Genomic DNA, 21,843 nt, shown 5'->3' with positions numbered 1-21,843 from the left:
GCGTAGTCGGGGGTGAAGTGCTCCAGGCCGAGCTTGCTGTACTCCATCGGTGCGAACGCCGGGGTACGGGCCAGCCAGCTCAGCCCCTCCCGCCCCACGGGCCGCGCCCGCAGCAGATCCAGGAACACCTCGGCCCCGGACTGCCCGGACCCGACGACGGTGACGTGCTCGCCGGCCAGCAGCCGCTCCCGGTGGGCGAGGTAGTCCGAGGAGTGGATGACGGGGACGGCCGGAGCGTCGGCGAGCGGGCGCAGCGTCTCCGGTACGTACGGGACGGTGCCGACGCCGAGGACGAGGTTCCGGGCGTAGATCCGGCCCAGGGCCTCGGCTTCGCCGTCCGCGTCGACCTGGGTGAAATCCACTTCGAACAGCTCGCGTTCGGTGTTCCAGCGGATGAGGTCGACCTGGTGCCCGAAGTGGATCCCCGGCAGTTCCTCGCTGACCCAGCGGCAGTACGCGTCGTACTCGGCGCGCTGGATGTGGAAGCGCTCGGCGAAGTAGAAGGGGAACAGCCGGTCGCGGGCGCGCAGGAAGTTGAGGAAGGACCAGGGGCTGCTCGGTGCGACGAGGCTCACCAGGTCGGCCAGGAAGGGCACCTGGAGGGCGGCCCCGTCGACGAGCAGGCCGGGGTGCCAGTGGAAGGCGGGCCGCTGGTCGTAGAAGGCGGTGCGCAGCCCGGGCACGCCGTGTGCGAGTGCGGCGAGGGAGAGGTTGAGCGGGCCGATGCCGATGCCCACCAGGTCCAGCGGCTGTTCGGTCGGGTCGGACGTCATCTGGCGGCGCTTCCTTCCACGATTTTCAGGAGGGCTTCGAGGTCGGCGGGCCGGGTGTGCGGGTTGAGCACGGTGGCCTTGAGCCAGAGCCGGCGGGTTCCGTCGCGGTGGTCGGTGGCGTGCGCGCGGCCGAGGACGGCCCGGCCGTCGGTGAGCAGGCCGCGGCGGATCTCGGCGACGCGCTCGTCGGAGGCGCCCTCGGGGCGGAAGAGGAGGCTGCTGAGCGTGGGCCGCTCGTACAGCTGGAAGTCCGGGTGGGCTTCGACGAGGTCGGCGAGGCGCTGGGCGGCGGCGCAGGTGTGCTCGACGAGCGCGGCCAGACCGGTGCGGCCGAGCGCGCGGAGGGTGACGGCGACCTTCACGACGTCGGGGCGGCGGGTCGTACGGAGTGAGCGGCCGAGGAGATCGGGGATACCGGCCTCGGTGTCGTCGTCGGCGTTGAGGTAGTCGGCGTGGTGGCCGAGTGGGGCGAGGGCGTGGGTGTCGGGGACGGCGAGGAAGCCCGCGGCGATCGGCTGCCATCCCATCTTGTGCAGGTCCAGGGTGACGGAGTCGGCGCGGGCGAGACCGTCGAGGCGGTTGTGCAGGGTGTGGCTGAAGAGAAGGGGGCCACCGTAGGAGGCGTCGACATGGAGCCGGGCGGAGTGGGCGGCGCAGACGTCGGCGAGTTGCGGGAGCGGGTCGATCTCGCCGGTGTCGGTGGTACCGGCTGTGGCGGTGACCAGCACCGGGCCGCGCAGGGCGGCGAGCGCGGAGTCCAGGGCGGCGGGGCTGAGGAGTCCTGCCGGGGTGGGCAGGGTGACAGGCTCGGGCAGCCCGAGGAGCCAGGCGCCGCGCCGGATGCTGTGGTGGGCGTTGTTTCCGCAGACGATCTGTACGGGGCCCTGGTCCCGGCTCAGTTCGCGGGCGAGGAGGATGGCGATCTGGTTCGACTCGGTGCCGCCGGTGGTGACGAGTGCGTCGGGCGCGGTGCCGTGCGGGAACACTTCGGTGGCGAGACCGCGGCAGACCAGCTGTTCGAGCGCGGACGCGGCGGGGGCCTGGTCCCAGGAGTCCATGGAGGGGTTGAGCGCGCTGGCGGCGAGGTCGGCGGCTGTGGCGACGGCGAGCGGCGGGCCGTGCAGATGGGCGGCGCAGCGCGGGTCGGCGGGGTCAGCGGCGCCTTCGGCGAGGGCGTGCACCAGAGTGCGCAGCGCGGCGTGCGAGCCGATGCCGGTCTCGGGGATGAGGGGCTCGGCCGCGACCCGTAGGCGGTGGGTGACCGCTTCCGGTCCGCCTGCCGGGAAGGGGCCGCCGCGGGCGGCGGCGCCGTCGGCCAGCGCTTCCAGGACGGTGTCGAGGAGAGGACGCAACTGCCGCGGGCCGTCCGTGCCTCCGGCGAGCGGGGTGGTGGGAGTGCCGTCGGGCGGCATCGGCATGTCGTGTCCTTAGAGGAGTGCTTCGGCCGGGCGCGCCCTCAGTGTGAGCGGAGATGCGGGGGCGCGTCCGGTCTGCGGGGTGATCGGAACCCGAAAGGGGTAGTGCAGCCCGGTGGAATGGGTGTCGCATTCCGCGGGCTGGTAGGGGGCCTGACGCTGTACAGGCCGGGGTGGGGAGGGGTGAACAGCCGCGGGCGGGCGTCGCGCCCGCCTCTGCGCACGCTGTCGCGTATGCAGTGCGCTCGCCCTTTCGCTCGCTGCCGCGTATACCTCACGCTCGCCCTCTCGCTCGCTGCCGCGCACGTCTTGCGCCCACACCAGCCGTACGGGGAGCCTCGCTCGCGGCAGGCGGCCTCGTGTCATCCGGCATCCGAGCTGGCCCGGATCCGCAGCGCACGCCGCAGGTCGTCCAGCTGGTCCTCGAGCCGGCGGCGCAGCGCCGGGACCGGGTCGCCGTCGCGCAAGCACTCCTCCCCCAGGCGCAGGGTTTTCTCGTTCACCGCTGCGGCGGGGAAGGCGAAGCGGCCGAGGGCCTCGGCGATGGCCGGGCCACGGCGGGCGGAGGCGGCGACGGCGGCCGGATAGTAACGGGGCACGTAGTCCTGGACGAGGGCGTGCTGTTCGGGGTGCCAGAAGCCCGCGGCGATGGCGTTGACGAGGTAGTTCGAGAGCTCGTCGTTCTCGAACAGGGCTGTCCAGGCGGCTTCCTTGGCCGACGCGTCCGGGAGAGCGGCCCGGCAGCGGGCGGCGCCTTCCTGGCCTGTGGCGCTCGGGTCCCGGTCCAGTTCCGCGTCGATGTCGGCGGTCGTCGCGCCGCCGAGTACGGCGAGTCGGCCGAGGGTCCGCCAGCGCAGCTCGGGGTCGAGTTCGGGGCCGCCCGGCACCATGCTGTCGGACAGCCAGTCGCGCAGGGTGTCGGGGTCGACGGAGCTGTCGATGAAGGTGCGTACGGCGGTGAGCCGCAGGCCGGGCGCGGAGCCGTCCTCGGTGAGCCGGATGAGGTCGCGGCAGACGGCGGTGAGAGTGGACAGTGCTATCGGCCGGGCGTCCAGCGGCAGAAAGCGGTCGGCGATGTGGACACGGGCGAAGGCCAGCACACCCTGGACGACGGCGTTGTCGCGCTCGTACGGGAGGTGGCCCCGGGCGGCGTCGAGGTAGGCGGCGGGCGGGAGTTCGCCGTCCCGGACCATGTCGCGGGCCGCGTTCCAGATGACGGCGCGGGCCAGCGGATCGGGGACCGCGGACAGGGAGCGTACGACGGTCTCCCAGGAGCCGGGGTCGAGGCGGATCTTCGCGTAGCTCAGGTCGCTGTCGTTGAGCAGTAGCAGGTCGGGGCGGTTGCCCGGGAAGGCGAGGGTCGTCACCGCACCGTCCTCCGCCCCCAGATCGGCCTCGAACCGGTCGCGCAGCACGAGCCGTTCGGGGTCGGTGAACGCACGGTCGTAGGCGCCGATGGCGATACGGTGCGGCCGCGACCCCGTGTGCACGATGTCGACATGCCACTCGTCGCCGTGGTTGCTGACCTGCGGGGTGAGCGTGTCGACACCGGTGGTGCGGAGCCAGCGCTCGGCCCAGGCGTGAACGTCGCGGTCCGTGGCGCGTGCGAGCGAGTCGAGGAAGTCGGCGAGGGTGGCACTGCCGAAGCGGTGCCGGGCGAAGTGGTCGTTGATGCCCGCCAGGAAGTCCTTCTCACCGAGCCAGGCGACGAGTTGGCGCAGTGCGGAGGCGCCCTTGGCGTAGGAGATGCCGTCGAAGTTGAGGCGGGCGGCCTCGGTGTCGGGGACCACCTCGGGTTCGGGTGCCACGGAGTGGGTGGACGGGCGCTGGTCGGCGTCGTAGCCCCAGCTCTTGCGGGCGACCGCGAAGTCCGTCCAGGTGCCGGTGAAGCCGGTGGCCTCGGTGAGGATCTGGAAGCCCATGTACTCGGCGAAGGACTCGTTCAGCCAGATGTCGTCCCACCACTCCATGGTGACGAGGTCGCCGAACCACATGTGGGCCATCTCGTGGGCGATGACCATGGCGCGGGTCTGCCGCTCGGTGTCGGTGACCGCGGAGCGGTGGATGAACTCGTCGCGGAAGGTGACGAGTCCCGGGTTCTCCATCGCGCCGGAGTTGAACTCGGGGACGAATGCCTGGTCGTAGGAGTCGAAGGGGTAGGGCTCGTCGAAGATCTGGTGGTAGCGGTCGAAGCAGCGGCGGGTGATGTCGAAGAGTTCCTCGGCGTCGGCGTCCAGGTGCTGTCCGAGGGACTTGCGGACGTGCAGCCCGAGCGGGACGCCGGTGTGCTCGGTCCGTACGGAGTGGTACGGGCCGGCGGCGAGCGCCATCAGATAGGTGCTGATCGGCGGGGTGGGCGCGATCTCCCAGCGCCCTTCGTCCCGCTGCACGGCGATGCCGTTGCCGAGCACGGTCCAGGACGGCGGGGCGGTGACGGCGACCTCGAAGACCGCTTTGAGGTCGGGCTGGTCGAAGCCCGCGAAAACCTGCGGGCCGTCGGACATGCAGCACATCGTGTAGAGGTACGTCTCGCCGTCGGCGGGATCGGTGAAGCGGTGCATGCCCTCGCCGGTCTGCGAGTAGCGCATGTCGGCCTCGACGCGCAGTTGGTGCTCGCCGGCCGCGAGTCCGGTGAGCGGCAGCCGCCCCTCTGCGGCGTCGGCCGGGTCGAGCGCGTGTCCGTCCAGTACGGCGCGGTGCAGGACGGCGGGCCGCAGTTCGACGAAGGTGTCGCAGGCTGTGCGCGCCGTGAAGTCGATGACGGTACTCGAGCCGAACAGTTCGTCCCCGCGCGTCAGATCGAGGTCGACGGTATAGCGGTGCACCTCGAGGAGGCGGGCTCGGGTCTGCGCTTCGTCGCGCGTCAGTACGGACATGGCTGCCATGCTGCCGTACGCCCTGCGGGCGGCGCAGGTGGGTCGACGAGCCCGCCGAGCCCGCCGCAGGCGCAGTGCACGCGCCGGGACGGCAGTGCTGTGCGGTGTCATCGTGCCGGGTCGGGGCGGCTGTTCAGCTATTCACCGACGAGCTTGAGCCGGTATGTGTCGGTCAGTTCGGCGACCCACTCGTCCGAGAACGCGAGACCGTACTGCTCCGCCAGTTCTGCGCGGCGCTGGACGAACTCGGAAGGACTGTCCGCCGTCTCGGCGATCGTGCCCATCTCCTCGAAGAACCGCTCGAAGCCTGCGGGAGAGAGGATCTCCAGGATCCTGGCCGGTTCCGGTCCGGCGTTCCAGAAGGTGTGCAGGATCCCCCGCGGCTTGAGGATGTACGAGCCCGGGCCTGCCGTGGCCTCCTGGTCGCCCACCCGTGCACCGACCCGGCCCTGCAGGACGTAGGAGAACTCGTCCTCACGGCTGTGCACGTGCGGCGGTACGAGACGGCCGGGCTCGATCGGGTGCTCGACGACCGAGAACTGGTTGCCGGTCTCCTCACCCCAGATCCTGAAGTCGACCCCGATGCCCGCGAGCCAGATCGACTTGCCCTCATCCGGTTCGATCACGAAGCGGAGAGCCTTCATCACGGCCTCCCAGGTGTCGCTTTCATCATCTTCTGCCACCCTATGCCGGGTGCCCGGGAGGCGCCCGGCGGAGGGCCGCGGCTCATGGCGAGCGGCGTCCGCTGCCCGGGGCGGGCGGCCGCGACGGTGGAAGGCGTGAGAGCCGCCGATCGAACCGGCGTCCGGGAACTGACTGTGCCTCACTTCGAGGTCCCGGCGGGGCGCGGCTCCCATGCCGGTCATCAGGCCGGTGTCGAGTTCGAGTACGTCCCGTGGAGCCCCGAGATCAGCCTGCTCGTGTTCGGGCAGGGCGGTGGAGTGATCACCCAGTGATGACCGACCGCACGGCGATCCGGAAGACGCGGCCCAGCCGAGGCCTAGCCGCGGGCGATGGTCTCGTGGTGGCGGATGACCTCGGCGATGATGAAGTTCAGCAGCTTCTCCGCGAACGCCGGGTCCAGCTTCGCGCTCTCGGCGAGTTCCCGGAGGCGGGCGATCTGGAGGGCCTCGCGGGTGGGGTCGGCCGCGGGGAGCCGGTAGTCGGCCTTGAGGCGGCCGACCTGCTGTGTGCACTTGAAACGCTCGGCCAGCATGTGGACGACCGCCGCGTCGATGTTGTCGATGCTGTTGCGCAGCCGCTCGAGCTCGGCCCGGACACCCTCGTCGTCGAGGTCGTTGCTGGTCACGGACTGGTCGGTCATCGAGCCGGTCTCCCGTTTTGCGTATCACTGGCGGAGGCACCTGCACCGTAACAGGAGCGGCCCCGTGCGCGCCGTCCGCGCTCGCCGCCCGCCCCTGGCGGGACGACTCCGGGTACCCCGCCGCTACCGCCCGGGTACTCGGAAGACAGGCCGGTGCGCCTGTCTCACGGCCTCACTGTCGGACTGACCGCGCCGGTTGCGCCCGGGGGCGGGGCGACTGCCGCACAGCACGATCCGGCGCCCGCGCGCGGAGCGCGGACGCCGGATCATTTCCCCGCAGCGGTCAGCTGCCGAGCTGGTCCGCGCCGGCCTTGATGTCCCCCGCGAAGTGGCTCACCTCGGTGTAGACACCGGGCTTGCCCGGGCGGGCACAGCCCTCGCCCCAGCTGACGATTCCGACCTGGATCCAGGCCCCGGAGTCGTCCTTGCGGAACATCGGACCACCCGAGTCACCCTGGCAGGTGTCCACGCCGCCCGTGTCCATGAGCCCAGCGCAGATCTCCTCGCCCGCCACCAGGTCCGAGTACGCGCTCTTGCAGGTGGCGTCATCGACGAACGGCACCTGCGCCTTGAGCAGGTACCGCTGCTGGCCGCCGCCCTCGCGTGCCGCGCCCCAGCCCGCGACGGTGAAGTCGCCCTTGTCGTACGCGGACGTCGTTGCCGTCGGCAGGGTCGGCAGGTCGATGGGTTTGGCGAGCTTGATCAGCGCCCAGTCCTTGCCCGTGCCGTTGTAGCCGGGGGCCTGGAGGACCTGGGTGGACTTGACCTTGATGGCGCCGGAGTCGTTGAGGTCCACCACTCCCGCGGTGGCGGTGATGCTGGTGTCCGCACCGGATCCGTCCACACAGTGGGCGGCGGTGAGGACGATGCTCTTGGTGTAAAGGGCGCCGCCACAGCCCATGGACAGCCGGACCATCCAGGGGAACTCGCCCTTGGCGGCGGGCGTTCCGCCGACGACGGGGGGAGCGGCGCTCGGACCGGGAGCCATCTGTGCCTGCGCCGCGCCGGGCTGCAGGCTGAACGCGGCGAGTGCGACCGCGCCGACCGCGGTGGATCTCTTGAGAATCTTGACGAGGGTCTTCAACGGACGTCCTTTCGTGGGGGGTTCCTCTCGCTCTTGGCAGGCTCATGCCAATTCAAGATCCGGAAGACACCGCCGAAAGAGGTTCCGCAGAGCGACGGCAGCACACCGCAAGGCGTCCGGACCCCTGGGGGCGAGTCCGCAAAAGCGCCTTTGGATTATGTGGAGTAAGTGACGTACGTGACAAGGGTCGCCAACAAGCCAGTTTCATGCCCGCTTTCCGGCCAGGCCCGTAGAGTTGACGCGTGGGAACGGGCAGCGAGGTCGTGCACGGCTATCCGCACATCGAGACCGTGCGGTCCGCCATCACCGCGCTCTACCGTCGGCTGTCGTACGACACCGTGAGCACCTTCGCCACAAGCGTCCTCCCGGCCGAGGTCGCCTTCGCCGACATGGACGACCTCCACCTCGGAGTGCAGCGTGTCGCCCGCGCCATGGTGCAGCATCTGCATCTGCCGGAAGCCCGCATGATCGTGAGCTTCCGCGACATGCGCCACGCGGCGAACGTCGAACTCGCCGCGGGACCTGAGTACTTCATCGAACTGAACAGCCGGTTCAGGACACACCGCCAGGACATCGGCGCCGCCCTCGCCCACGAGGTGATGCACATCTATCTGCACCGCCTCGACCTCTCCTTCCCCGGCACGCGCGACAACGAGATCCTGACCGACACCGCCACGACATACCTCGGTGCGGGCTGGCTGCTCCTCGACGCCTATCGCGAGGACTCCGTGACGTCGCAGAAGCTGGGGTATCTCACGCCGGAGGAGTTCGGCTACGTCCTGGCCAAGCGCGCCCTGGCCTTCGGTGAGGACCCTTCCCCCTGGTTCACCAGCCCGCAGGCGTACACGGCGTACACCAAGGGGCTCGCCCTGGCCCGCCGAGACGGGGAGCAGCCGCCGCTGACCGCCTGTGGCTGGGCGGGCCGCCGGCGGTACGCCAAGGACCGCCGGTCCGTCCAGGACCACCGCGGAAGCGCCGCCGCACCGGCGCCCGAGGGCGGCGGCTACGCCTTCGAGGGGCAGGCACCGCTGCGGGTGACCTTTCCGTGCCCGACCTGCCACCAGCGCATCCGCGTACCCGTGCGGGGAAGGGTGCGGGCACGCTGCGGGCTGTGCCGGACCGTCCTGGACTGCGACACCTGACCCGATGCCCCGGCCGCGCCCGCGGCCGCACGGCCCCCGCACAGCCCAGCCGATTCGCATCCATCGGCGGAGCGGCGCAACCTGGAAACCAGGTTGGAGGTCTTTTCGATGAGCACGCTCGAAGAGCAGATCGACATCGACGTCCCCGCGAAGGTTGCCTGGGACTGCCTTCATCGTGTCGAGGACTACCCGCAATTCGTGGACGGCGTCCGTCACGCCCGGACGGAGGGCAAGCACCGGGCGCATCTCGCCATCAAAACCAGCGACCGGGTTTATGAACTGGACGCCGAGATACTCGACCGGGGCCAGGGCCGGCTGATGATGTGGCGGACCGTGAGCGGCGCACACCTGGCCGGAACCTTCTCCGTCCTGCCGCTCGACCCGGAGCACACCCGGGTGCAGATCCGGGTGGAGTACGACCCGGAAACCGTCAAGGAGGAATTCGGCGGCCCGAAGGGGTTCGCGCAGGCCAGCGCCATTGAACGGCTCGTCCGGGGCGACCTGCGGCAGCTGAAGGACCTGGCGGAGAAAGATCGTACGGAAGGAAGGGACCGGCCATGGCCACCACAGAATCCATGAAGGCCCGCGATGTCATGCACGCGGGCACGCAGTGCGTCGGCGAGAACCAGACGCTGCTGGACGCGTCACGGATGATGCGCGACCTGAACGTCGGTTGCGTTCCGATCTGCGGCAGCGACGACAGGCTGAAGGGAATGATCACAGACCGTGACATCGTGGTCCGTTGTTGTGCCGAGGGCCGCGAACCGGCGAGCGTGATGGCGTCCGAATTCGCCGGAGAGCTGCACTGGATCGACGCCGAGGCGCCCATCACCGAGACCCTGGAAATCATGGAGACGCACCAGATCAAGCGCCTCCCGGTCATCGACGTCCGGAACGGCCACCGCCTGGTCGGGATGATCAGCGAGGCCAATCTCGCCCGGAACATCCCCGACGAGCAGCTCGCGGAGTTCGTCGAGCGCGTCTACGCGGCCTGACGGCCGTCGGCAGCCCCGGGGCCGGCAACGGCGGGAACCCGGAACGGGACGCGGGCGTCACACCTGCGACATCGGGAGGAATGATGCGAACAGGTGTGGCGGCCGCTCTGCTCGCCCTTGCCGCGTTGTCGGCGGCGGGCTGCGGTGAGGAAGAGACAACGGTCAGCACGCGGCCGGACCGCGACCGCTTCGAGGAGCGGTCCACCGAGGTCGTGCGGGACTGGCCGAAAATACGGCCGGTGAGCGGCCACCACGACGACATGCTGCCGCTGGAGGGCGTCGAGCACCCGCGTGACGCAGCGGCGGGCAAGGTCAAGGTGCTGACCCTGCGCGTCGGACACGGTGCCTGCGACGCGGACTACGGAGCCCTGGTGCACGAGACGGACAAGCTCGTGGTCGTCGCCGGCTGGGCGGTCGAGAAGGACGTCGATGTCTGCACCGACCAGCTCCTGGTCGACCGGGTGAAGGTGCGGCTGAAGCAGGACCTCGGCGAGCGCGGCGTCGTCGACGCGGCGACCGGCAAGCAGCTGCTCGACCACTGAGCCGCTCCGTATCCGGAAGCTCCCGGCACGGACCCCGGGCGCAGCGGGTTCGAACATGCCGCGACGCCTGCCTCCGGTCGGGGAGGGGCAGGCGCCGCGGATGTTCCGTACGACGTTGTACGGGACAGTCGGGAGGCTCAGACGGTGAGCGCTCGGTCCGTCGGGCGGATCGGGGACGGCAGCGCGCTGTCGCCCGTCAGATGGCGGTCCACGCCGCGGGCGGCCGAGCGGCCCTCGGCGATCGCCCAGACGATCAGCGACTGGCCGCGGCCCGCGTCACCGGCGACGTAGACGCCGGGCACGTTGGTCGCGAAGTCCGCGTCGCGCGCGATGTTGCCGCGCTCGTCCAGGTCCAGGCCGAACTGCTGGACCAGGCCGTTCTCCTGGTCGGTGCCGGTGAAGCCCATGGCGAGCGTGACCAGCTGCGCCGGGATCTTCCGCTCGGTGCCCGGCTTCTGCTCGAACTTGCCGTCCTTGAACTCGACCTCGACCAGATGCAGGAACTGCACGTTCCCGTCCTCGTCACCCTCGAAGTGGGTGGTGGAGACGGCGTAGACGCGCTCGCCGCCCTCCTCGTGGGCCGAGGTGACCTTGTACGTCATCGGGAACGTCGGCCACGGCTGGTGGCCGGGGCGCTCGTCCGACGGACGGGGCATGATCTCCAGCTGCGTGACGGAGGCCGCGCCCTGGCGATGGGCGGTGCCGACGCAGTCCGCGCCGGTGTCGCCACCGCCGATGACCACGACGTGCTTGCCCTCGGCGGTGATCGGCGGGGTGACGAAGTCGCCCTCCTGCACCTTGTTGGAGAGGGGGAGGTACTCCATCGCCTGATGGATGCCGCTGAGCTCGCGCCCCGGCACCGGCAGATCGCGCGACACCGTGGCACCGGCCGCGATGACCACCGCGTCGTAGCGCTTGCGCAGCTTCGCCGCGTCGATGTCCCGGCCGATCTCCACGCCCGTACGGAACTTGGTGCCCTCCGCCCGCATCTGCTCGATACGGCGGTTGATGTGGCGCTTCTCCATCTTGAACTCGGGGATGCCGTAGCGGAGGAGACCCCCGATACGGTCCGCGCGCTCGTACACCGCGACCGTGTGACCGGCGCGGGTCAGCTGCTGGGCAGCCGCGAGGCCGGCCGGGCCCGAACCGATGACGGCGACCGTCTTGCCGGACAGCCGCTCCGGCGGCTGCGGGGTGACGTCGCCCGTCTCCCACGCCTTGTCGATGATGGTGACCTCGACGTTCTTGATGGTCACCGCGGGCTGGTTGATGGCCAGGACGCACGCCGACTCACAGGGAGCCGGGCACAGCCGCCCGGTGAACTCCGGGAAGTTGTTGGTCGCGTGCAGCCGCTCGCTCGCGTTCTGCCAGTCCTCGCGGTAGGCGAAGTCGTTCCACTCGGGGATCAGGTTCCCCAGCGGGCAGCCGTTGTGGCAGAACGGAATGCCGCAGTCCATGCAGCGCCCGGCCTGCTTGCTGATGATCGGCAGCAGCGAGCCCGGGACGTAGACCTCGTCCCAGTCCTTGAGGCGCTCGTCGACGGGGCGGGTCTTGGCGACCTCGCGCCCGGTGGTCAGGAAGCCCTTGGGGTCAGCCATGGGTCGCCGCCTCCATCATCTTCTCGTGGGTCTCGGACTCGGAGAGTCCGGCTCGCTCGGCGGCGTCCTTGGCGGCGAGCACGGCCTTGAAGGTGGCCGGAGTGACCTTGCTGAAGCGGGTCACCGAGGTCTCCCAGTCGGCGAGCAGCTTCTCGGCGACGGTGGAGCCGGTCTCCTCGTGATGGCGGCGCACGACGTCGTGCAGCCGCTCCCGGTCGTCGGCGTCCAGCGGGTCAACGGCGGATACCAGTTCCCCGTTGACGTTGTCGGTGTCGAGGTCGATCACGTACGCGACACCGCCGGACATGCCGGCCGCGAAGTTGCGGCCGGTCTCGCCGAGCACGACCGCACTGCCGCCGGTCATGTACTCGCAGCCGTGGTCGCCCACGCCTTCCGAGACGACGGTGGCGCCGGAGTTGCGGACGCAGAAGCGCTCGCCGACCCGGCCGCGGAGGAAGATCTCGCCGCCGGTCGCCCCGTACGCGATCGTGTTGCCGGCGATGGTGGAGAACTCGGCCAGATGGTCGGCGCCCCGGTCCGGGCGGACGATGACGCGGCCGCCGGAGAGGCCCTTGCCGACGTAGTCGTTGGCGTCACCCTCCAGCCGCAGCGTGACGCCGCGCGGTACGAACGCGCCGAACGACTGGCCCGCGGAGCCGGTGAAGGTGATGTCGATCGTGTCGTCGGGCAGGCCCGCGCCACCGAACTTCTTCGTCACCTCGTGGCCCAGCATGGTGCCGACCGTGCGGTTGATGTTGCGGATGGCGACCTGGGCGCGGACGGGCTGCGCGTCCTCGGCGGTCGGCGCGGCGAGAGCGTCGGCCGCAAGCTTGATCAGCTCGTTGTCCAGCGCCTTCTCCAGGCCGTGGTCCTGGTCGATGGCCCGGTGGCGCACCGCGCCTTCCGGCAGGTCCGGCACATGGAGCAGCGGCTCCAGGTCCAGGCCCTGGGCCTTCCAGTGGTCCACGGCCTTCGCGGTGTCCAGCAGTTCGGCGTGGCCGACTGCCTCCTCGAGCGTACGGAAGCCCAGCTCGGCCAGGAGCTCACGGACCTCTTCGGCGATGAACTGGAAGAAGTTCACGACGAATTCGGCCTTGCCGTTGAACCGCTCGCGCAGCACCGGGTTCTGGGTGGCGATGCCGACCGGGCAGGTGTCCAGGTGGCAGACGCGCATCATCACGCAGCCGGAGACCACCAGCGGAGCGGTGGCGAAACCGAACTCCTCGGCGCCCAGCAGCGCGGCGATGAGCACGTCGCGGCCGGTCTTCAGCTGGCCGTCGGTCTGCACGACGATACGGTCGCGCAGGCCGTTGAGCAGCAGGGTCTGCTGGGTCTCGGCGAGGCCGAGCTCCCAGGGGCCGCCCGCGTGCTTGAGCGAGGTGAGCGGCGAGGCACCCGTACCGCCGTCGTGGCCGGAGATCAGGACGACATCGGCGTGCGCCTTGGAGACACCCGCGGCGACCGTGCCGACGCCGACCTCGGAGACCAGCTTGACGTGAATACGCGCCTGGGGGTTGGCGTTCTTCAGGTCGTGGATCAGCTGGGCGAGGTCCTCGATCGAGTAGATGTCGTGGTGCGGCGGCGGGGAGATCAGCCCCACGCCGGGCGTGGAGTGCCGGGTCGTGGCCACCCATGGGTACACCTTGTGACCGGGCAGCTGGCCGCCCTCGCCGGGCTTCGCACCCTGCGCCATCTTGATCTGGATGTCATCGGAGTTGACCAGGTATTCGCTGGTCACGCCGAAGCGGCCGGAGGCGACCTGCTTGATCGAGGAACGTCGCGCCGGGTCGTACAGGCGGTCCGCGTCCTCACCGCCCTCACCGGTGTTGGACTTGCCGCCCAGCTGGTTCATGGCGATGGCGAGGGTCTCGTGCGCCTCCTTGGAGATGGAGCCGTACGACATGGCGCCGGTGGAGAAACGCTTGACGATCTCGCTGACCGGCTCCACCTCGTCGATGGAGATCGGCTGCCGGTCGCTCTTGAAGCTGAACAGGCCGCGCAGCGTCATCAGCCGCTCCGCCTGCTCGTCGATCCGCTGCGTGTACTGCTTGAAGATGTCGTAGCGGCGGGCGCGCGTGGAGTGCTGCAGCCGGAAGACCGTGTCCGGGTCAAAGAGGTGCGGCTCGCCCTCGCGGCGCCACTGGTACTCGCCGCCGATCTCCAGGGCGCGGTGGGCCGGGGCGATGCCGGAGGCGGGGTACGCCTTGGCGTGCCGCTCGGCGACCTCCCTGGCGATCACGTCCAGGCCCGCGCCACCGATCTTCGTGGCGGTGCCGTGGAAGTAGGTGTCGACGAAGGACTCCTCCAGGCCGACGGCCTCGAAGACCTGGGCACCGCGGTAGGAGGCGACGGTGGAGATGCCCATCTTGGACATCACCTTGAGGACGCCCTTGCCGAGCGCCTTGATGAGGTTGCGGATGGCGTCCTCGGCCTCGGCGCCGGGCAGGAACGTGCCTGCACGGACCAGGTCCTCGACCGACTCCATCGCGAGGTACGGGTTGACGGCCGCGGCCCCGTAGCCGATGAGCAGCGCGACATGGTGCACCTCACGGACGTCACCGGCCTCGACCAGCATGCCCACCCGGGTGCGCTGCTTGGTGCGGATGAGGTGGTGGTGGACCGCGGAGGTGAGCAGCAGCGACGGAATCGGCGCGTGCTCGGCGTCCGAGTGCCGGTCGGAGAGCACGATCAGGTGGGCCCCGCCGGCGATGGCGGAGTCGGCCTCGGCGCAGATCTCGGCGATACGTGCGGCCAGCGCCTCGCCACCGCCGCCGACCCGGTAGAGACCGGAGAGGGTGACGGCCTTGAAGCCGGGCAGGTCGCCGTCGGCGTTGATGTGGATGAGCTTGGCCAGCTCATCGTTGTCGATCACCGGGAAGGGCAGGGTGACGCTGCGGCAGGACGCCGAGGTCGGCTCCAGCAGGTTGCCCTGCGGGCCGAGCGCGGAGATCAGCGAGGTGACCAGCTCCTCGCGGATCGCGTCCAGCGGCGGGTTGGTGACCTGCGCGAACAGCTGCGTGAAGTAGTCGAAGAGCAGCCGCGGCCGGTCGGACAGCGCGGCGATCGGCGAGTCCGTACCCATCGAACCGATCGGCTCCGCGCCCGTCCGGGCCATCGGCGCGAGCAGGACGCGCAGCTCCTCCTCGGTGTAGCCGAAGGTCTGCTGGCGGCGGGTGACCGAGGCGTGGGTGTGCACGATGTGCTCGCGCTCGGGCAGGTCGGCCAGCTCGATCAGACCGCTCTCCAGCCACTCGCCGTACGGCTGCTCGGCGGCGAGCTGCGCCTTGATCTCGTCGTCCTCGATGATGCGGTGCTCGGCGGTGTCGACGAGGAACATCCGGCCCGGCTGGAGGCGGCCCTTGCGGACGACCTTGGCCGGGTCGATGTCCAGGACGCCAACCTCGGAGGAGAGGACGACGAGGCCGTCGTCGGTGACCCAGTAGCGGCCGGGGCGCAGACCATTGCGGTCGAGGACCGCGCCGACCTGGGTGCCGTCGGTGAAGGTGACGCAGGCGGGGCCGTCCCAGGGCTCCATCATCGTGGAGTGGTACTGGTAGAAGGCGCGGCGGGCCGGGTCCATGGAGGCGTGGTTCTCCCACGCCTCGGGGACCATCATCAGCACCGAGTGCGGCAGGGACCGGCCACCGAGGTGGAGCAGCTCCAGGGCCTCGTCGAAGGTCGCGGAGTCGGAGGCGTCGGGCGTACAGACCGGGAAGATCCGCTCGAGGCTGCCGGTCTCATCGCTGCTCCGGCCGGCGCGGCCGAACAGGTCGGACGACAGCTGCGATTCGCGGGCCCGCATCCAGTTGCGGTTGCCCTGGACCGTGTTGATCTCGCCGTTGTGCGCGACGAAGCGGTACGGGTGGGCCAGCGGCCAGCTCGGGAAGGTGTTGGTCGAGAACCGCGAGTGGACCAGCGCGATGGCGGTCGCGAAACGGCGGTCGGACAGGTCCGGGAAGAACGGCTCCAGCTGCCCGGTGGTGAGCATGCCCTTGTAGACGATCGTCCGCGCGGACAGTGAGGGGAAGTAGACCCCGGCCTCGTGCTCGGCGCGCTTGCGCAGCACGAAGGCCTTCCGGTCGAGGGCGATGCCGGTGCTCGCACCGTCTGAAACGCCGTGCTGGTCTGAAACGAACAGCTGGGAGAAGGCGGGCATGGTGGCCCGGGCGCCCTTGCCGAGCAGGTCGGGGGCGACGGGGACGGCACGCCAGCCGAGGACGGTCAGGCCCTCCTCCGCGGCGATGGCCTCGATGCGGGCGGTGGCCGCCGCGCCCTCGGGCTCGTCGGCGGGCAGGAAGGCGATGCCGACGGCGTACGCACCGGCCTCGGGGAGCTCGAAAGCGACCGTCTCACGCAGGAACGCGTCCGGGACCTGCAGCAGGATGCCGGCGCCGTCGCCGGAGTCCGGCTCGGAGCCGGTGGCACCTCGGTGTTCGAGGTTGCGCAGCACGGTCAGAGCCTGCTCCACGAGCTCGTGGCCGGCCTCGCCCGTGAGGGTGGCCACGAAACCGACGCCACAGGCGTCGTGCTCATTGCGAGGGTCGTACATCCCCTGCTGGGCGGGGCGCCCGTCCATGGGCGACCAGGCGTCGGTGTTACCGCCGGTCGCGGAGTGCGTGGACGCGGAACGCATCGGCTCTCCCGTCGTCGTCGTGGCAGTGTCAGTGCCGAGGGACGACGTTGGCCCTCTGCGTCAAAATTTTCGTGCAGGTTACATGATGACCCGCTTCCCAAGAAGCGGATACTTCATTCCAGCATGCGGACACTGCCGGGAAGTGGAATGTCGGGCGAATACGGACGAGCGATGTCCGCGACCCTGGGCGCGGCAGGCGACATTGCCTGGAGCGCCCCCGGCTCATGCCCGTTGGTAAACGAGCTGAAACCGACGAGAAACCTGTAGCTGTGCGGCTCCGCAGCGTACGGAACCAGGGGCCCTACCCGACGGCGGTGCCGAACAGCGTACCGAGACCGAAGGTGACCGCAGCCGCCGTCCCGCCCAGTATCAGTTGCCGGAGTCCGCTGTACCACCAGGAGCGGGCCGTGACCCTCGCCACGACGGCGCCGCAGCCGAAGAGACCGAGCAGCGCGACCAGCACGGAGGGCAGCAACGCGGCGGCCCCGAGCAGGAACGGCAGCACGGGCAGCAGCGCCCCCAGGGCGAAGGCCGCGAACGAGGACATGGCGGCCACGGTGGGCGAGGGAAGGTCCGAGGGGTCGATCCCGAGCTCCTCGCGGGCGTGGATCTCCAGGGCCTGCTCGGGGTCCTTGGACAGCTGCCTGGCCACCTCGGCCGCGAGCTTGGGCTCGACACCGCGCGAGGTGTAGAGCGCGGCGAGCTCCTTCTGCTCGTCCTTGGGGTGGCTGCGCAGCTCGCGCCGCTCCACCTCCAGCTCGGCGAGGACCAGCTCACGCTGGGAGGCCACGGAGGTGTACTCACCGGCGGCCATCGAGAACGCACCGGCGGCCAGCCCTGCCAGCCCAGTGATCACGATGGTCTTCGAGGCCACGTCGCCGCCCGCGACACCGGTGATCAGCGCGAGGTTGGAGACCAGTCCGTCCATCGCGCCGAAGACCGCGGGACGCAGCCAGCCACCGTTGACGTCCCGGTGGGTGTGGTTGTCGCGGTGTGCCTCGTGCAGCGCGGCGGCGTTGTCGATGACGGACATGGTGCTGGTGCTCCTCTTCCCCGGAAGACGGACCGACCGCCTCCCCGTGCCTCGAAGGTATGCACGATTCACCTTGATCCGCTAGCAAGGAAGGCCGAACTTACCTCTCTGACCTGGGACTTCGCCCTCGGGCATCTTCACCGGCCGGGCCGTGGCGGTGGGCTTCGCGGCGCTCCTGTGCCACCGGCCGCGCGGGGCGCCCCTCGACGCGCACAACGGCCGCCGGACCGCTTGCGCGGGCCCGGCGGCCGTTGTGACGTACCGCTGGTGTCAGCTCTTCTTCGGGGCTCCGGCCTCCGACTCGGCTCCGGAGCCGTCGCCGGCGTGCTCGCCGGCGACAGCGGTCTCCGGCTCACCGTCCACGGCGTCATCGCGCGCGGCGGTGGTGTCCGTCTCGTCTGCCGGGACCGCTTCCTTCTCCGTGGCGTCCGCCTTCTCCGTGGCATCCACGTTCTCCGTGGCGTCCGCATCCGAGTCGTCACCCGCGGCTGCGGCCTCTCGAGCGGCCTCCGCCGCGGGTTCGACCACGGTCTCGCGGCCGGGACTGCGCTTCGCCGAGATGATCAGGTAGGCGATGGCCCCCAGGAAGACGACGATCGAGGTCCAGACATTGAGCCGGAGGCCCAGGATGTGGTGGGCCTCGTCGATCCGCATGTACTCGATCCAGGCGCGCCCCACCGTGTACGCGGCGACGTACAGCGCGAAGGCCCGCCCGTGGCCGAGCGTGAAGCGCCGGTCCGCCCAGATGACCAGGAGTGCCACGCCCACGCACCACAGCGACTCGTAGAGGAAGGTCGGGTGGTAGGTCCCGGCGACCCGGCCGATGTCCGGGTCGGCGTCGATCCTGAGCGCCCAGGGCAGATCGGTCGCCCGGCCGTACAGCTCCTGGTTGAACCAGTTGCCCCAGCGGCCGATCGCCTGGGCGAAGGCGAGACCCGGGGCGACGGCGTCCGCGTACGCCGGGAGCGGGATGCCCCGGCGGCGGCAGCCGATCCACGCGCCGACCGCACCGAGGGCGATCGCGCCCCAGATGCCGAGACCGCCTTCCCAGATCTTGAACGCGTCGACCCAGTGGCCGTTCTCGCCGAAGTATGGCTCGTACGTGGTGATCACGTGGTAGAGGCGGCCACCGACAAGACCGAACGGCACCGCCCAGACGGCGATGTCGGCGACGGTCCCCGGCAGGCCGCCGCGGGCGACCCAGCGGCGGCCGCCGAGCCAGACAGCGACGAATACGCCGATGATGATGCAGAACGCGTAGCCGCGAAGCGGGACCGGTCCGAGGTGGATCACGCCGGTCGACGGGCTGGGAATGAATGCGAGGTCCATGGCTAGACCGACGCTACCGTGCCGGGCGGGACATGCGGCAATCCGCCCGGCAACGGCTGCGTAACAGGCGTCACTCCCGCCCCATTACTGCCCCTTCGCGGCGTCCCCGACGAGCTTCTTCAGCTTGTCCGGCGTCAGCGGGTTCTGCTGATCGGCATAGACGTCCTTGCCGTTGAGCAGCACGGTCGGGGTGCCCTGGTGGCTGGAGCTGGTGAAGGCGCTGTTGGCCTTCTTCACCCAGCCGTCGTGGTCGCCGTCGTTGACGCACTTCTTGAACGTGTTCGTGACCAGGCCTTTCACCTGGCTCGCCAGCTCGATCAGATAGTCCTTCCTGGCGAACGCGTCGTCCTGCTCCGGCGGCTGATTCTTGTAGAGCACGTCGTGGTACTCCGGGAACTTCCCGACGTCCTGCGCGCACGCCGCCGCGTTGGCCGCGTTCAGCGAGCCCCGGCCGCCGACGTTCCCATCGATGATCGTGACCAGGTGGTACTCGGTTCTCAGTTGGCCCGCTCTCCGAAGCTCATCGATGGTGCCGCGGAAGCCGTTCTCGAACTGGGCGCACGCCGGGCAGCGGAAGTCCTCATAGATGGTGAGGGTGGACGGGGCGTCCGTCCTCCCCACCGGGATCGCGAGGCTGTCCTCGCCGTTCGCCCCGGTCGGGGCGACCACCGGCCCGGCCGCTTCCTCCTTGCCGCCGGTCCGGGACACCACGACGCCCACTCCTGCCGCGATGCCCAGCACCGCGATGGCGGCGACACCCACCAGCAGCATCCGCTTGCGCTTCTCGCGGCCCTTCTCCCGCTCGCGCTCTTCCTGCAGTCGCTCGCGGGCGCTGCGCTTTCCCTCTCGGTTCTTCTCGCTCACACCCTGAAGGAACGAACCGGGGAGGCAGCAGCGTGCCTCCCCGGTCATAGATCCACCCTTATGGGCTATGTCAGGTGCGGCGGCGGACGCCCTCCGCCAGCTCGCCCGCGAGCGTACGCACCCCGGCCAGGCCCGCCTCCAGGTCCGGGGCGTCCAGCAGCCGCTTGACGAAGGCCGATCCGACGATCACCCCGTCCGCGAACTGCGCGACCTCGGCGGCCTGTTCCGGGTTGGACACACCCAGCCCGACACAGACCGGCAGAGCGGTCGTCGCACGGGTGCGCCGCACCAGGTCCTGGGCCTGCTCGCCCACCGACTCGCGGGTGCCGGTGACGCCCATCAGCGACGCCGCGTACACGAAGCCACTGCCCGCCGCCGTGATTCTGGCGAGCCGCTCGTCGCGGCTGCTGGGCGCGACCACGAAGACCGTCGCCAGGCCGTGCTGCTCGGCGGCCTTGCGCCACACCTCCGACTCCTCGATCGGCAGGTCCGGCAGGATGCAGCCCGCTCCCCCGGCCTCGGCCAACTCGGCGGCGAACCGCTCGGGGCCGTACCGGTCCACCGGGTTCCAGTACGTCATGCACAGCACGGGCACGCCGGTGGCCGCGTGCGCCTCGCGGACCGTACGCAGCACATCGGCGATCCGCACCCCGCCGCGCAGCGCGATGTCGTCGGCGGTCTGGATGACCGGCCCGTCGAGGACCGGGTCACTGTGCGGCAGACCCACCTCGACGAGGTCGCAGCCGCCCTCGGCCATCGCGATGACGGCCTGAACGCCGGCGTCGACGGTCGGAAAGCCGGCCGGCAGATAGCCGACGAGCGCGGCCCGGTTCTCCTCCTTGGCCCGGCCCAGCACCGACCCCAGCAACTCCACGTTCCCCGCCATCACTCGACCCCTTCGGTCTCGTCGGCCTCGACCGCGTCGGTCGGGTCGTACAGCCCGAAGTAGCGGGCAGCCGTGTCCATGTCCTTGTCCCCGCGGCCGGAGAGGTTGACGAGGATCAGCCCGTCCGTGCCCAGCTCCCGGCCGAGTTCGATCGCGCCGTGCAGCGCGTGCGCGCTCTCGATCGCCGGGATGATGCCCTCGGTCTGCGACAGCAGGCGCAGCGCCTGCATCGCCTGGTCGTCGGTGACCGGCCGGTACTGGGCCCGTCCCGAGTCCTTCAGATACGAGTGCTCGGGGCCGATGCCCGGGTAGTCCAGCCCCGCGGAGATCGAGTAGGGCTCGGTGATCTGGCCCTCGTCGTCCTGCAGGACGTAGCTGCGCGAGCCGTGCAGGATGCCGGGCTCGCCGACGCTCAAAGTCGCGGCGTGCTCGCCGGACTCGACCCCGTGCCCGGCGGCCTCCAGGCCCACCAGCCGCACGGTCTGGTCCGCGAGGAAGGCGTGGAACAGCCCGATGGCGTTGGAGCCGCCGCCCACACAGGCCGCGACCGCGTCCGGCAGCCGCCCGGTCCGCTCCAGGATCTGCCGCCGCGCCTCGACGCCGATCACCCGGTGGAAGTCCCGCACCATCGCCGGGAACGGGTGCGGCCCCGCCACCGTCCCGAACAGGTAGTGCGTGCGGTCCACATTGGCGACCCAGTCGCGGAACGCCTCGTTGATCGCGTCCTTCAGCGTCCGGCTGCCGGACTTCACGGCCACGACCTCGGCACCGAGCATCCTCATCCGGGCGACGTTCAGGGCCTGCCGCTCGGTGTCGATCTCGCCCATGTAGATGGTGCACTCGAGGCCGAACAGGGCGCACGCGGTCGCCGTGGCGACACCGTGCTGGCCCGCACCGGTCTCGGCGATGACCCGGGTCTTGCCCATGCGCTTGGTGAGCAGGGCCTGCCCGAGCACGTTGTTGATCTTGTGCGAGCCGGTGTGGTTCAGGTCCTCCCGCTTGAGGAAGATCCTCGCTCCCCCGGCCTGCTCGGCGAACCGCGGCACCTCGGTCAGTGCGCTCGGCCGCCCGGTGTAGTTGACCAGCAGGTCGTCCAGTTCGGCGGCGAACTGGGGATCGCCCTTCGCCTTCTCGTACTCGGCGGCCACCTCGTCCACCGCGGCGACGAGCGCCTCGGGGATGAACTTGCCGCCGAAGGCACCGAAGTAGCCCTCGGCACTGGGAATGCGACCCTCAGGGTCCGGAATGAAGAAGTCAGACGACATCCGACGTACTCCTCGATGGGGACTGATGCCCCAAAATGTCTTGGATGAGTTTCACGGTACGCGAGAGCAACTGCGCCGCGGCCG

Annotated in this window: 18 protein-coding genes; 5 read left to right on the top strand and 13 right to left on the bottom strand. The window is 70.3% G+C overall.

The genetic code is table 11. From position 1 onward, the window contains the following. From ABZW18_RS24650 to ABZW18_RS24635, 4 genes are all read right to left on the bottom strand, one after another. Positions 1 to 773 (bottom strand): SidA/IucD/PvdA family monooxygenase (locus ABZW18_RS24650; RefSeq protein ID WP_356191047.1); only part of this gene is annotated, 773 nt, incomplete at its 3' end. Next, on the bottom strand, positions 770 to 2,191 hold the full coding sequence (locus ABZW18_RS24645) for a pyridoxal-dependent decarboxylase (protein WP_356191045.1): 1,422 nt from the start codon (positions 2,189 to 2,191) through the stop codon (positions 770 to 772). The genes ABZW18_RS24650 and ABZW18_RS24645, both read right to left, overlap by 4 nt. A 359-nt stretch (positions 2,192 to 2,550) precedes the next feature. Beyond that, a complete protein-coding gene (gene pepN, locus ABZW18_RS24640; protein WP_356191043.1) occupies positions 2,551 to 5,064 on the bottom strand; it encodes an aminopeptidase N in 2,514 nt (837 codons plus the stop codon). Between the two features lie 137 nt (positions 5,065 to 5,201). Continuing rightward, positions 5,202 to 5,708, bottom strand: a complete 507-nt coding sequence (locus ABZW18_RS24635) for a cupin domain-containing protein (RefSeq protein ID WP_356191041.1) — start codon at positions 5,706 to 5,708, stop codon at positions 5,202 to 5,204. Positions 5,709 to 5,882: 174 nt separating this feature from the next. On the opposite strand from ABZW18_RS24635, the gene ABZW18_RS24630 reads away from it, so the two are divergent. After that, the gene (locus ABZW18_RS24630; protein ID WP_356191039.1) at positions 5,883 to 6,020 is read left to right on the top strand and encodes a hypothetical protein; all 138 of its coding nucleotides are present in this window, start codon (positions 5,883 to 5,885) and stop codon (positions 6,018 to 6,020) included. A gap of 44 nt (positions 6,021 to 6,064) precedes the next feature. Here ABZW18_RS24630 and ABZW18_RS24625 read toward each other — a convergent pair whose 3' ends face one another. Both ABZW18_RS24625 and ABZW18_RS24620 read right to left on the bottom strand, forming a co-directional pair. Then, positions 6,065 to 6,388 carry a chorismate mutase gene (locus tag ABZW18_RS24625; protein ID WP_356191038.1) on the bottom strand — a complete coding sequence of 108 codons (324 nt, stop codon included), beginning with the start codon at positions 6,386 to 6,388 and terminating at the stop codon, positions 6,065 to 6,067. A 283-nt stretch (positions 6,389 to 6,671) separates the two neighbouring features. Beyond that, entirely contained in the window at positions 6,672 to 7,472 is an 801-nt protein-coding gene (locus ABZW18_RS24620; RefSeq protein ID WP_356191036.1) for a serine protease, read from the bottom strand. 242 nt (positions 7,473 to 7,714) lie between these two features. On the opposite strand from ABZW18_RS24620, the gene ABZW18_RS24615 reads away from it, so the two are divergent. The 4 genes from ABZW18_RS24615 to ABZW18_RS24600 all read left to right on the top strand — a co-directional run bounded on the left by ABZW18_RS24615 (position 7,715) and on the right by ABZW18_RS24600 (position 10,151). Further along, complete coding sequence (locus ABZW18_RS24615) at positions 7,715 to 8,614, top strand: hypothetical protein (RefSeq protein ID WP_356191034.1); 900 nt, start codon at positions 7,715 to 7,717, stop codon at positions 8,612 to 8,614. A gap of 108 nt (positions 8,615 to 8,722) precedes the next feature. Next, the gene (locus tag ABZW18_RS24610) at positions 8,723 to 9,193 is read left to right on the top strand and encodes an SRPBCC family protein (protein WP_356191032.1); all 471 of its coding nucleotides are present in this window, start codon (positions 8,723 to 8,725) and stop codon (positions 9,191 to 9,193) included. Continuing rightward, the gene (locus ABZW18_RS24605; protein WP_356191030.1) at positions 9,172 to 9,609 is read left to right on the top strand and encodes a CBS domain-containing protein; all 438 of its coding nucleotides are present in this window, start codon (positions 9,172 to 9,174) and stop codon (positions 9,607 to 9,609) included. Before ABZW18_RS24610 ends, ABZW18_RS24605 begins: the two co-directional genes overlap by 22 nt. An 83-nt stretch (positions 9,610 to 9,692) precedes the next feature. Continuing rightward, complete coding sequence (locus ABZW18_RS24600; protein WP_356191028.1) at positions 9,693 to 10,151, top strand: hypothetical protein; 459 nt, start codon at positions 9,693 to 9,695, stop codon at positions 10,149 to 10,151. Between the two features lie 137 nt (positions 10,152 to 10,288). Here the strand turns inward: ABZW18_RS24600 and ABZW18_RS24595 are convergent, their stop codons facing one another. From ABZW18_RS24595 to trpB, 7 genes are all read right to left on the bottom strand, one after another. Continuing rightward, complete coding sequence (locus ABZW18_RS24595; RefSeq protein ID WP_356191025.1) at positions 10,289 to 11,749, bottom strand: glutamate synthase subunit beta; 1,461 nt, start codon at positions 11,747 to 11,749, stop codon at positions 10,289 to 10,291. Further along, positions 11,742 to 16,382, bottom strand: coding sequence for a glutamate synthase large subunit (gene gltB / locus ABZW18_RS24590; protein WP_356191022.1), 4,641 nt, complete (start codon positions 16,380 to 16,382; stop codon positions 11,742 to 11,744). Before gltB ends, ABZW18_RS24595 begins: the two co-directional genes overlap by 8 nt. 301 nt (positions 16,383 to 16,683) lie before the next feature. Continuing rightward, positions 16,684 to 17,415 carry a VIT1/CCC1 transporter family protein gene (locus ABZW18_RS24585; RefSeq protein ID WP_356191020.1) on the bottom strand — a complete coding sequence of 244 codons (732 nt, stop codon included), beginning with the start codon at positions 17,413 to 17,415 and terminating at the stop codon, positions 16,684 to 16,686. A gap of 270 nt (positions 17,416 to 17,685) precedes the next feature. Continuing rightward, on the bottom strand, positions 17,686 to 18,744 hold the full coding sequence (gene lgt, locus ABZW18_RS24580; protein WP_356191018.1) for a prolipoprotein diacylglyceryl transferase: 1,059 nt from the start codon (positions 18,742 to 18,744) through the stop codon (positions 17,686 to 17,688). A gap of 84 nt (positions 18,745 to 18,828) precedes the next feature. Beyond that, complete coding sequence (locus tag ABZW18_RS24575; protein WP_356191016.1) at positions 18,829 to 19,608, bottom strand: thioredoxin domain-containing protein; 780 nt, start codon at positions 19,606 to 19,608, stop codon at positions 18,829 to 18,831. A 70-nt stretch (positions 19,609 to 19,678) separates the two neighbouring features. Further along, complete coding sequence (gene trpA / locus ABZW18_RS24570; protein ID WP_356191013.1) at positions 19,679 to 20,494, bottom strand: tryptophan synthase subunit alpha; 816 nt, start codon at positions 20,492 to 20,494, stop codon at positions 19,679 to 19,681. Further along, positions 20,494 to 21,759, bottom strand: a complete 1,266-nt coding sequence (trpB, locus tag ABZW18_RS24565) for a tryptophan synthase subunit beta (protein ID WP_356191011.1) — start codon at positions 21,757 to 21,759, stop codon at positions 20,494 to 20,496. Before trpB ends, trpA begins: the two co-directional genes overlap by 1 nt. Between the last annotated feature and the right edge of the window lie 84 nt (positions 21,760 to 21,843).

Source organism: Streptomyces sp. NPDC004647 (assembly GCF_040609575.1).
GTDB lineage: Bacteria > Actinomycetota > Actinomycetes > Streptomycetales > Streptomycetaceae > Streptomyces.
Note: the sequence above shows the minus strand (reverse complement) of the source record. Positions and strands in the feature narration are given on the sequence as shown.

Excerpts from the sequence above, each read along its gene's own strand:
- ABZW18_RS24585 (WP_356191020.1), bottom strand. The coding sequence starts at position 17,415 with ATGTCCGTCATCGACAACGCCGCCGCGCTGCACGAGGCACACCGCGAC.
- trpB (WP_356191011.1), bottom strand. The coding sequence starts at position 21,759 with ATGTCGTCTGACTTCTTCATTCCGGACCCTGAGGGTCGCATTCCCAGT.
- trpA (WP_356191013.1), bottom strand. The coding sequence starts at position 20,494 with ATGGCGGGGAACGTGGAGTTGCTGGGGTCGGTGCTGGGCCGGGCCAAG.
- ABZW18_RS24610 (WP_356191032.1), top strand. The coding sequence starts at position 8,723 with ATGAGCACGCTCGAAGAGCAGATCGACATCGACGTCCCCGCGAAGGTT.
- ABZW18_RS24605 (WP_356191030.1), top strand. The coding sequence starts at position 9,172 with ATGGCCACCACAGAATCCATGAAGGCCCGCGATGTCATGCACGCGGGC.
- pepN (WP_356191043.1), bottom strand. The coding sequence starts at position 5,064 with ATGTCCGTACTGACGCGCGACGAAGCGCAGACCCGAGCCCGCCTCCTC.
- ABZW18_RS24625 (WP_356191038.1), bottom strand. The coding sequence starts at position 6,388 with ATGACCGACCAGTCCGTGACCAGCAACGACCTCGACGACGAGGGTGTC.
- lgt (WP_356191018.1), bottom strand. The coding sequence starts at position 18,744 with ATGGACCTCGCATTCATTCCCAGCCCGTCGACCGGCGTGATCCACCTC.
- gltB (WP_356191022.1), bottom strand. The coding sequence starts at position 16,382 with ATGCGTTCCGCGTCCACGCACTCCGCGACCGGCGGTAACACCGACGCC.
- ABZW18_RS24600 (WP_356191028.1), top strand. The coding sequence starts at position 9,693 with ATGCGAACAGGTGTGGCGGCCGCTCTGCTCGCCCTTGCCGCGTTGTCG.
- ABZW18_RS24635 (WP_356191041.1), bottom strand. The coding sequence starts at position 5,708 with ATGAAGGCTCTCCGCTTCGTGATCGAACCGGATGAGGGCAAGTCGATC.
- ABZW18_RS24645 (WP_356191045.1), bottom strand. The coding sequence starts at position 2,191 with ATGCCGATGCCGCCCGACGGCACTCCCACCACCCCGCTCGCCGGAGGC.
- ABZW18_RS24595 (WP_356191025.1), bottom strand. The coding sequence starts at position 11,749 with ATGGCTGACCCCAAGGGCTTCCTGACCACCGGGCGCGAGGTCGCCAAG.